Origin of the sequence: Leucobacter soli (assembly GCF_042659205.1) — a bacterium.
Taxonomy (GTDB): Bacteria; Actinomycetota; Actinomycetes; order Actinomycetales; family Microbacteriaceae; genus Leucobacter; species Leucobacter soli.
Window position 1 is genome coordinate 1 of sequence record NZ_JBHSRW010000097.1, and the last position, 8,776, is coordinate 8,776.

An 8,776-nucleotide genomic window follows, 5' to 3' on the forward strand; every position below is an offset into this window, starting at 1 on the left:
AGCCGCGCGCTCCGCGGCATCCGCGGCGTCGCCCGCAGCGGCGCCGGGCCCGCGGCTCACGCCTGCCTCTGACACCACTGCCGTGCCCCTGCCTGCGCTCCTACCCCTGCTCCTGCTGCCGGATCCTGCCGGCGCGCGCGAACCAGGTGACGAAGAACGAGAGCACGAGCGCGAAGAAGACGCCGAGGTTGGCGTAGGCCCAGTCGCCCTCCCTGCCCCCGATCAGACCGAGGAAGTAGCCCTGCCAGTTGTTCCACGCCGCATCCTCCGCGAAGAGGTTGACGACGAAGCCCCAACCGACGATCGAGGCGCCCGCGAGCGTGCCGATGGAGACCCAGTCCCACGCGCCGTAGCGACCGCGCGGGTCGAAGAGCGCATCCTCGTCGTAGTCCTTGCGGCGACGCAGGATGTCGGCGATGAGGATCCCGGCCCACGAGGCGAGCGGCACGCCGAGCGTGATCAGGAAGCTCTGGAACGGTCCGAGGAAGTCGGCGGCCCAGAACACGACCCAGATGGTACCGGCGGTGAGGATGAGGCCGTCGATGGCCGCGGCGCTGGGGCGCGGGATCCGGATCCCGAGGCTGAGCAGGGTGAGGCCGGAGGAGTAGATACCGAGCACGGCGCCCGAGACGAGGGCGAGGACCGCCGTCAGGAGGAACGGGATGAGCACCCAGACCGGCAGGATCAGAGCGAGCGCACCGATCGGATCCGAGCCGATGAGCACGGCGAGCTCCGGGTCCGAGCCGCCGAGCAGCAGACCGAAGACGACCAGGATGGCGGGGGCGAGCGCGCCGCCGACCGTGTTCCAGAGCACGATCGCGCCGTCGGACGCGGTGCGCTTCTGATACCGGGACCAGTCGGCCGCGATGTTGATCCAGCCGAGGCCGAAGCCGGTCATCACCATGACGAGCGCGCCGATCACCTGGCCGGTGCTGCCGCTGGGCAGCGCCATCACCGCGGAGAGCGAGATGTGCGGGATCGCGAGGATGACGTAGAGGATCGTCACGGCGCCGGTGACCCAGGTCAGCACCGACTGGAGCTTCATGATCGTGTGGTAGCCGAGTACGGAGGCGGTCACGATGAGCGCGGCGACGATGACCGTCGCGAGGACCTTGAGCCCGATGCTGTCGCCGTCGCCGCCGAGCTGGGAGATCACGGTGGCGGTGGCGAGCACGGCCATGATGGCGAGGAAGGTCTCCCAGCCGATGGACGTGAGCCAGGAGACAATGCCCGGCACCTTCTGCCCGTGGACCCCGAATGCGGCGCGCGAGAGCACCATGGTGGGGGCCGAACCCCGCTTGCCGGCGATGGCGATCAGCCCGCAGAGCAGGAACGAGATGACGATGCCGACGACCGAGACGGCCGTCGCCTGCCAGAACGAGATCCCGAAGCCCAGCACGAAGGATCCGTACGACATGCCGAAGACCGACACGTTCGCGGCGAACCAGGGCCAGAACAGGTCGCGCGGTTTGGCCGTGCGATCCGATTCGGGGACGATCTCGATGCCGGTGCGCTCGATGAGCTTCGACGTGACAGGGGTGGATGATTCGGACATGGTCTGCGTGCGCCTCCCGGAAACGCCGCCGTCGCGGCGGGTGCCCCAATTCTGGCATCAGCACGGTCCCGAGCAGAAGGGCCGTCTCGGAGATCGGCTCGCATATTGCTGTCGGTTGCACCGTTGCCATCCGTCTGCTGTCGGTTATCCACCCGTCGGGAATCCGTCCGAAATCCGTCGGGAAACTGTGGGCGGGCTACGCGGGCGTGCCGGGGAATCGCGCGCCGACGAGTTCGCTCAGCTGTTCGGCGGCGCGCTGCGACTGCGCGATCACATGATCGAGTCGCCGTCGCGAGACGCCGGGCTCGAACCCGCTGACGACGAGCTCGAACTCGACCCGGCCACTCGCATTCAGCACCGGGAACTGCAGCGAGAACACGCCGGGATCATCGACTCCGGCGTCGAGAGTCCGCTCGACGTCGGCCGAGACGGCCGCCCAGAGCCGCGAGAGGTCGGCCCGCGTGCTCGCCGGGTCGTGGGTGATCGCGTCGAAGTCGAGCCCCATCCGCTCACCCGCCGAGATCGCGTAGCCGCGTTCCCGCACGCCCGCGAGCAGCCGCGCGAGCAAGGGCCGATCGACGCGGCCGAGCAGGTGCCGCGCGTGCTCGTGCCAGGCCTTCTGCCGCGCCTCGTCGCCCCAGGCGGCGAGTACGGGCGAGATGGGGGCGGCGAAGGGGAACACCATGCCGACGAGCCCGTCGCGCGGGCGCATGGGCAAGAGGTTCGCCGCCGAGAGCACGATGACGGCATCGTCGACGATGGTGGCGAGCAGGCACTCGAGGCCGAGGTCGTCGGCGAGGTGCTGCACGATCTCGCCGATCGCGCCGGCCACCCGCATCCGCAGGGCGAAGGCGGCGAGGTCGAACTCCTCGTTCGGCACGCTGAAGGAGCCGTACCCGCCCTTGAGGAACAGCAGCGGCATCCCTGATCGGCCGTCACCGATTCCGAGCCCCTCGACGCCGGCGATGACGATCTCGTGATCGCCGGCGGGGACGACCTGCTCGATCCTCCCCTCGAACCACGAGAGCGAGTCGGCGAGCCGGAGGTTGCCGAGGGGCGAGCGATCCCATCTGCCGTACTGGAAGGCATCGGGATCGCTGCCGGCGACCGCGCGGCAGAGCTGCTCGTGCCCGTACCCGAGCACGTTGACGCAGAAGGTGCCGTTCGCCTTGACCATGGCCGCCCGGCGCGAGCTCGTCGCAGGCATGAAGCCGATCAGCGGCGGGTCCTCCGAGACCGCCATGAAGGTGCCGACGACGAGACCGAAATCCTCGCCCGCGTCCGTCCGCGAGGTGATCAGCGCGACTCCGGTCGGGTACTCGCCGAGCACCGCCCGCCACCAGGCGGATTTCTCGTCGCGCCGCGTCGTCTCGGGCGCTCGGGTGCCGCCGTCGTGAGTCGTCATGCTCATCCTCTCCGCCCGCGCCGCAGCACGCGGCGCGATCCTGCGCCAAGCGGGAACGGACACGAATCGGTCACGAAACTTGCCTGGCTACTTCACAATCACTATCGTGTTCACATAATATCTTTGACGGACGTCCAACCAAACTTGTGATCTCGATTCGCCGAGTGAACGGGACCGGGCGGACGCGCGTCGCGCAGAAAGGAGCGGGCACCATGAGCCGCACGGATCAGACCATCGCCCCGGCGAGGAACTGGCCCTACTGGACCGAGCCCGAGCACCTCGAGCTCGGATCCGGCACGGGTGGATCCGGCACGAACGGATCCCGCACGGTCGCCTACCGGCGGGCGGGCCAGGGGGAGACCGTCCTGTTCCTGCACGGCGGCGGACTCACCCGGCGCTGGCTGCCGTTCCACGAGACCCTCGCGCAGCACGTCGACCTCGTCGCGCCCGAGCATCCGGGCTTCGGCGACTCCGAGCTGCCCGCGCACTTCCGCGACTTCGGCGACTTCGTCCTCCACTACGACGAGTTCCTCCGCGCGCTCGACGCCGAGCCCGTGCACCTCGTCGGCACGTCGCTGGGCGGCCGCATCGCCGCGCACCTGGCCACCGTCTACCCCGAGCGCTTCGCGAGCCTCACCCTGATCGTGCCGGCGGGCCTGCGGGGCGAGGGATCCCGACCCGATCCGTTCCGGCAGACGCCCGAGGCCGCGATCGACCTGCTGACCAACGGCCGCGCGGATCGCCTGCAGGCCGAGCTCGCCGGCTTCGACTACCCCGAGAGCGTGGTGCAGGGCTACCGCGAGGACACCACGCTCGCGCTGTTGACCTTCACGAACCGCTACGACCGGCTGCTCGAGCACCGGCTCTCACGCGTCGGCATCCCGAGCCTCGTGATCGACGCCGAAGAGGATCGCGTGCTCGGCCGGGGCGATGCCGCCCGCTACGCCGAGCTGATCCCCGGCGCCGTACGCACGGTGATCCCCGGCCCGGCGCCGCACGAGCCGTCGAGCCACGCGCTGCACGTCGAGCAGCCGGAGGCCGTCGCCGCAGCGATCGTCGCCCACATCCGATCGACCTCCGCGAGCAACGAGTAGGCCACCACCATGTCACAGCCCGAATTCCACGTCATGTTCAACGGGGCGCACCCGGCGGTGCCCTCCGCGAAGCTCCGCCCCGCTTCGAACTACATCGATCTCCCGACGGCAGAGAACTACAACGGCGCCGAGGCGCAGCGCACCATTCAGAAGATGATCGACGGCATCCGGCTCGCCGAGCGCCTCGGCTTCGACGGCGGCGTGTTCAGCGAGCAGCACAACGGGCCGATCGGCCTGCTGGGCAACCCGATGCTGCTGGGCGCCTACCTCGCGGCCGCCACCGAGCGCATCAAGATCGGGGTCGTCGGACCGATCATCGGCGACTACCTCTCCCCGATCCGCCTCGCGGAGGAGATCGCACTGCTCGACCATCTCTCGCACGGGCGCCTGATCTTCGGTCTGCCGGTCGGCCACGGCATGCAGTACCACTCCGTCGGCATGATGAACACGGCCACCGCGCGCTCGCGCTACCGCGAGGGCCACGACCTGCTGATGAAGGCGCTCACCGAGCACGGCCCCTTCGAGTGGTTCGGCGAGCACTACCAGATCCCGTACGTGAACCTCTGGCCGCGGCCGGTGCAGCAGCCCTACCCGCCCGTCGTGATCCTCGGCGGCGGCTCGGTCGACACGCTCGACATGGTCGCGAAGCACCACCACGCCTACCAGGCGGTCGGCATCAGCTCGCGCGAGGCGATCCAGGGCGCGCTCGGCAAGCTGCGCGAAGCGGCGCAGGGCTACGGCTACGAACTCGACCGCTCTCAGGTCTGCGCGGGCATCACCTTCCACGTGGCCGAGACCGATGCGCAGGCCATGACCGAGGCCGAGCCCTACTACCACTGGATGATGCAGAACTTCTTCGATTCGGCCTTCCACGACAGCTTCCCGCCCGGCTACCTCTCCGAGCGCGCCCTCCGCGGCATGCTCGCCGGCGGCGGCTACCGCAGCAAGCCGCCTTCCGAGACCTCGTTCACGGACGCGGTCGAGAAGGGCAACCTCGTCGTCGGCTCGCCCGAGACCGTGCGCGAGCGGATCGCCGAGCTGATCGAGCTCTACGGCGCCGGACGCGTGCTGCTCAACACCAACACCGACATCAAGCCCGAGTGGCTGGGCACGAAGTCGCTCACCCTCTTCGCCGAGGAGGTGCTGCCCCGGCTGCGCGGCGGATCCGGCCCGGCCGTCACCCATGCCGACCGCATCGGCGCCGAGAACCTCGCCGAGCACTTCGTCCTCCGGGGCGAGGCGCCCGAGCCCTCGGTCATGTGGGAGGGGCGGAACGTCACCCTCGGCGAGCTGAGCGCGCGACTGCGCGACCGTTAGACCTGATCATCGATCGGCGGCACGGATACCCCGTGCCGAGACCCAAAGGAAAGAGAAACCCATGACAACCAAGCGCAGTGTGGCGCTCCTGGCCGCCGCGGCCGCGAGCCTGATGGCCCTGACCGCCTGCTCCTCCCCCGCGACCGGGGGCGAAGAAGGCGGCGACGCCGCGACGACCGAGGAACTCCTCGTCGTCGGCTGGGGCGGCGGCTACTCGGAGGCCACGCAGCAGTACCTCCTCGATCCCTTCACCGCGGAGACCGGGATCGCGACCTCGATCGAGGACGCCCCCGGCAAGCAGATCCAGGGCCTCCAGCAGCAGGCCCAGACCGGTGACCAGATCTGGGACTTCCTCGACACGATCCCCGCCGATCAGGCCCTCTTCGGCTACGAGAACGGCGTCATCGCGAAGCTGCCCGACGACGTGAAGGCCGAGCTCGAGGGCGTCCTGCAGCCGGGCGCGGTGCTCGACTACGGCTTCACCTCAGCCAACCTCGGCGTCGTGATCGTCTGCAACATGGAACTGGTGGACGCCTGCCCGCAGAGCGCGGCCGAGTTCTTCGACACCGACGCGTTCCCGGGGGCGCGCGCCCTGCCGGCCGAGGCGCTCGAGTCGCTGACCTTCGCGAACATCGCGAACGGCACTCCGCTCGACCAGGTCGCGACCTCGCCGATCGACTTCGACGCGGGCCTGACCAAGATCGACGCGATCCGCGACGACATCACCGTCTTCTGGGACGGCGGCGACATGCTCGTGAACACCATCAAGAACGAGGATGCGGCGATCGTGCTCGGCTGGAGCGGGCGCGCCTCGGGCCTCCTGCGCGACGGGATGGATCTCGAGATCGTCTGGAACGACGCCATGCTGAGCCCCGGCGTCTTCGCCGTCGCCGAGCACAGCGCCAACAAGGAGGCGGCGTTCGACCTGCTCGTGAGCATCGCGAAGAACGCCGAGGGCCTCGCCGGCTTCGCCGAGGCGATGAACTACGGCGTCTCGAACGACGCAGCGCTCGCGCTGGTGCCCGAGGAGATCAGCGCGAACCTGGTCAACTCGCACCTCGACACGGCGACCCCGTTCAACGTGGCCTGGTACGCCGAGAACCAGGGCGAGATCGAGGATCGCTGGCGCGAGGTCGTCAGTGGCTGACACGCAGTCCGTCGCCGGGCGGCGCGCGGGTACGGGCGCTGCCCGGCCCGCGCGCCGCCCCGGGCGCGCCTGGTCCATCGACCTGGGCCGGGGGCGATCCCTGCTGATCCTCTCCCCGCTGCTCGTCGTGGTGGCGGTGTTCGTGATCTACCCCATGGTGAAGCTCGTCATCGACTCCCTGACGCAGGGGGACGGGATCGGCAACTACGCCGCCGTGCTCGGCAGCGGCGCCTCGCGCAAGGCCTTCGCGACGACTCTGTGGAGCTCCGCCCTCGTCACCGTCGTCAGCGTGCTGCTCGGCAGCATGCTCGCCTGGTGCATCCGCGCGACGCCGTCCAAGCTGCGGCGCAACATCATGCTGCTCGCCGTGCTCATCCCCTTCTGCATGGGCGTCGTCATCAAGAACTACATCTTCGCGGTGATCTTCGCCCGCAACGGCATCATCAATACCGTACTCGTCGGGCTCGGCATCGTCGACGAACCCCTCAAGATCATGTACACGCCCTTCGCGGTCATCGTCGGCATGATCTACGCGATGCTGCCCTACGCCACCCTCTCGCTCCTCGCGAGCTTCGCGACGATCGACCTGCAGCTCATCAGCGCGGCGAAGAGCATGGGCGCCAGCCACCCCCGCGCCGTGCTCGGGGTCGTCGCCCCGCTCGGCGTGCCGGGCTTCCTCGCGAGCGCCACCATCGTCTTCGCAATCAGCGTCGGCTTCTACATCACTCCGATCGTGCTCGGCGGCACGCAGACACCCTTCGTCGCCTCCCTCATCGGAGAGGACCTCTTCGAACTCTTCAACTACCCGCGGGCCGCCGCCACCGGCGTCCTGCTCCTCGTCGTCGCGCTCGTCGTCCTCCTCGGCGGTCTGAAACTCGTCGGCGGCCGTGCCCTGAAGGCGGTGCTGGGATGACCTCCGAAATCGAGACCACCGGTTCGACCGGCGCCACCGCGCCCCGCGGGCGGCGAGGGATCCGCGCCCTGGACCGCTGGAGCCGCACGCTCATGCGGGCGCTCACCGCCCTCCTCGTCCTCCTGCTGCTCTTCCCGGCGGTCATGGTGATCCTGATGTCGTTCTCGGGCGACAGCCTGATGCGCTTCCCGCCCGAGAGCTGGGGCCTGGTGCACTACGAGACGCTCTTCAGCACGCCCAAGTGGGGCGACGCGATCTGGCTCTCGATCCGCCTCTCGATCGCGACCGCCCTCGTCTCGGTGCTGCTCGCGGTGCCGACCGCGCTCGTGCTGCGGCGCACGCGGCTCCCGGCGCGCGTCCGCTCGCTGATCGAGGGGGCCGGCCTCATCGCGCTGGTGCTGCCGCTGGCCGCGTACGCAGTCGCGCTCTACGCCGTGTTCGTGCAGTTCGGCCTGCTGCGCAACTTCTGGGGCCTCACCCTCGCGTCGGTGCTCATCTCGTACCCGCTCACCTTCCTCGTGGTGCAGGCCGCGCTCGCGCGCCTGCCGATCGAGCTCGAGCTGGCGGCGATCACGATGGGCGCCTCCCGAGCACGCGCCTGGCTCACGATCACGGTCCGGCTGCTGCTGCCGTCCATCGCCTCCGGCGGCCTGCTCGCCTTCATCACGGCCTTCGACGAGGCCGTGTTCGTCAGCTTCCTCGGCGGTCGGGGCCTCACGACCCTGCCGAAGGCGATCCTCGACTCCATCCTGTGGGAGCTGAGCCCGGTCATCACGGCGATCTCCTCGCTCGTGATCGTCGCGACCGTGCTGCTCATGCTGCTCGTCAATCTCCTCCAACGGGGCCGGCGATGAGCGCCCGCCCCGTCCCGCAGGGCAACTCCGCAGAAAGACCAGAAATGAACGCACAGACCGACACCCACGGCCCCACCGGGGCGGACGCCTACGTCTCGATCCGATCCCTGACCAAGGTGTACGCCGGCCCGCCGGCGCTCGATGCGGTGGATCTCGACATCGCCAAGGGCGAGTGCGTCACCCTGCTGGGGCCGAGCGGCTCGGGCAAGAGCACCCTGCTGAAGCTGCTCGCCGGCTTCGAGCCGACGACCTCCGGCTCGGTCGTCTTCGACGGCGAGGACATCACCACCCTCTCGCCCGCCGAGCGCGAGTGCGGGATGGTGTTCCAGAACTACGCGCTGTTCCCGCACCTCACCGTCGCGGCGAACATCGAGTACGGCTTGAAGATCCGCCGCTGGAGCCGCGAGGCCCGCCGCGAGCGCGTCGCCGAGATGCTCGAGCTCGTCGGCCTCGCCGGCTTCGGGGAGCGCCGCCCGGCGCAGCTCTCCGGC

At 69.5% G+C, this 8,776-nt stretch carries 8 protein-coding genes; 6 read left to right on the plus strand and 2 right to left on the minus strand.

Features of this window, described 5'->3' with window-relative positions:
* Positions 1-100 precede the first annotated feature (100 nt).
* Positions 101-1,555, minus strand: a complete 1,455-nt coding sequence (locus tag ACFPZL_RS07565; RefSeq protein ID WP_218115139.1) for a purine-cytosine permease family protein — start codon at positions 1,553-1,555, stop codon at positions 101-103.
* A 196-nt stretch (positions 1,556-1,751) separates the two neighbouring features.
* The gene (locus ACFPZL_RS07570) at positions 1,752-2,960 is read right to left on the minus strand and encodes a flavin reductase (RefSeq protein ID WP_218115140.1); all 1,209 of its coding nucleotides are present in this window, start codon (positions 2,958-2,960) and stop codon (positions 1,752-1,754) included.
* 212 nt (positions 2,961-3,172) lie between these two features.
* Here ACFPZL_RS07570 and ACFPZL_RS07575 point away from each other — a divergent pair, with 212 nt between their 5' ends.
* The 6 genes from ACFPZL_RS07575 to ACFPZL_RS07600 form a co-directional block, all read left to right on the plus strand.
* Complete coding sequence (locus tag ACFPZL_RS07575) at positions 3,173-4,054, plus strand: alpha/beta fold hydrolase (protein ID WP_218115141.1); 882 nt, start codon at positions 3,173-3,175, stop codon at positions 4,052-4,054.
* Positions 4,055-4,063: 9 nt separating this feature from the next.
* Positions 4,064-5,371, plus strand: a complete 1,308-nt coding sequence (locus ACFPZL_RS07580) for an LLM class flavin-dependent oxidoreductase (protein ID WP_218115142.1) — start codon at positions 4,064-4,066, stop codon at positions 5,369-5,371.
* A gap of 61 nt (positions 5,372-5,432) precedes the next feature.
* Complete coding sequence (locus tag ACFPZL_RS07585; protein ID WP_218115143.1) at positions 5,433-6,518, plus strand: extracellular solute-binding protein; 1,086 nt, start codon at positions 5,433-5,435, stop codon at positions 6,516-6,518.
* Entirely contained in the window at positions 6,511-7,431 is a 921-nt protein-coding gene (locus ACFPZL_RS07590; protein ID WP_382335010.1) for an ABC transporter permease, read from the plus strand. Before ACFPZL_RS07585 ends, ACFPZL_RS07590 begins: the two co-directional genes overlap by 8 nt.
* Positions 7,428-8,285 carry an ABC transporter permease gene (locus tag ACFPZL_RS07595; protein WP_218115145.1) on the plus strand — a complete coding sequence of 286 codons (858 nt, stop codon included), beginning with the start codon at positions 7,428-7,430 and terminating at the stop codon, positions 8,283-8,285. Before ACFPZL_RS07590 ends, ACFPZL_RS07595 begins: the two co-directional genes overlap by 4 nt.
* Before the next feature lie 44 nt (positions 8,286-8,329).
* Positions 8,330-8,776: ABC transporter ATP-binding protein (locus ACFPZL_RS07600; protein ID WP_382335012.1), on the plus strand; the 447-nt coding region annotated here is incomplete at its 3' end.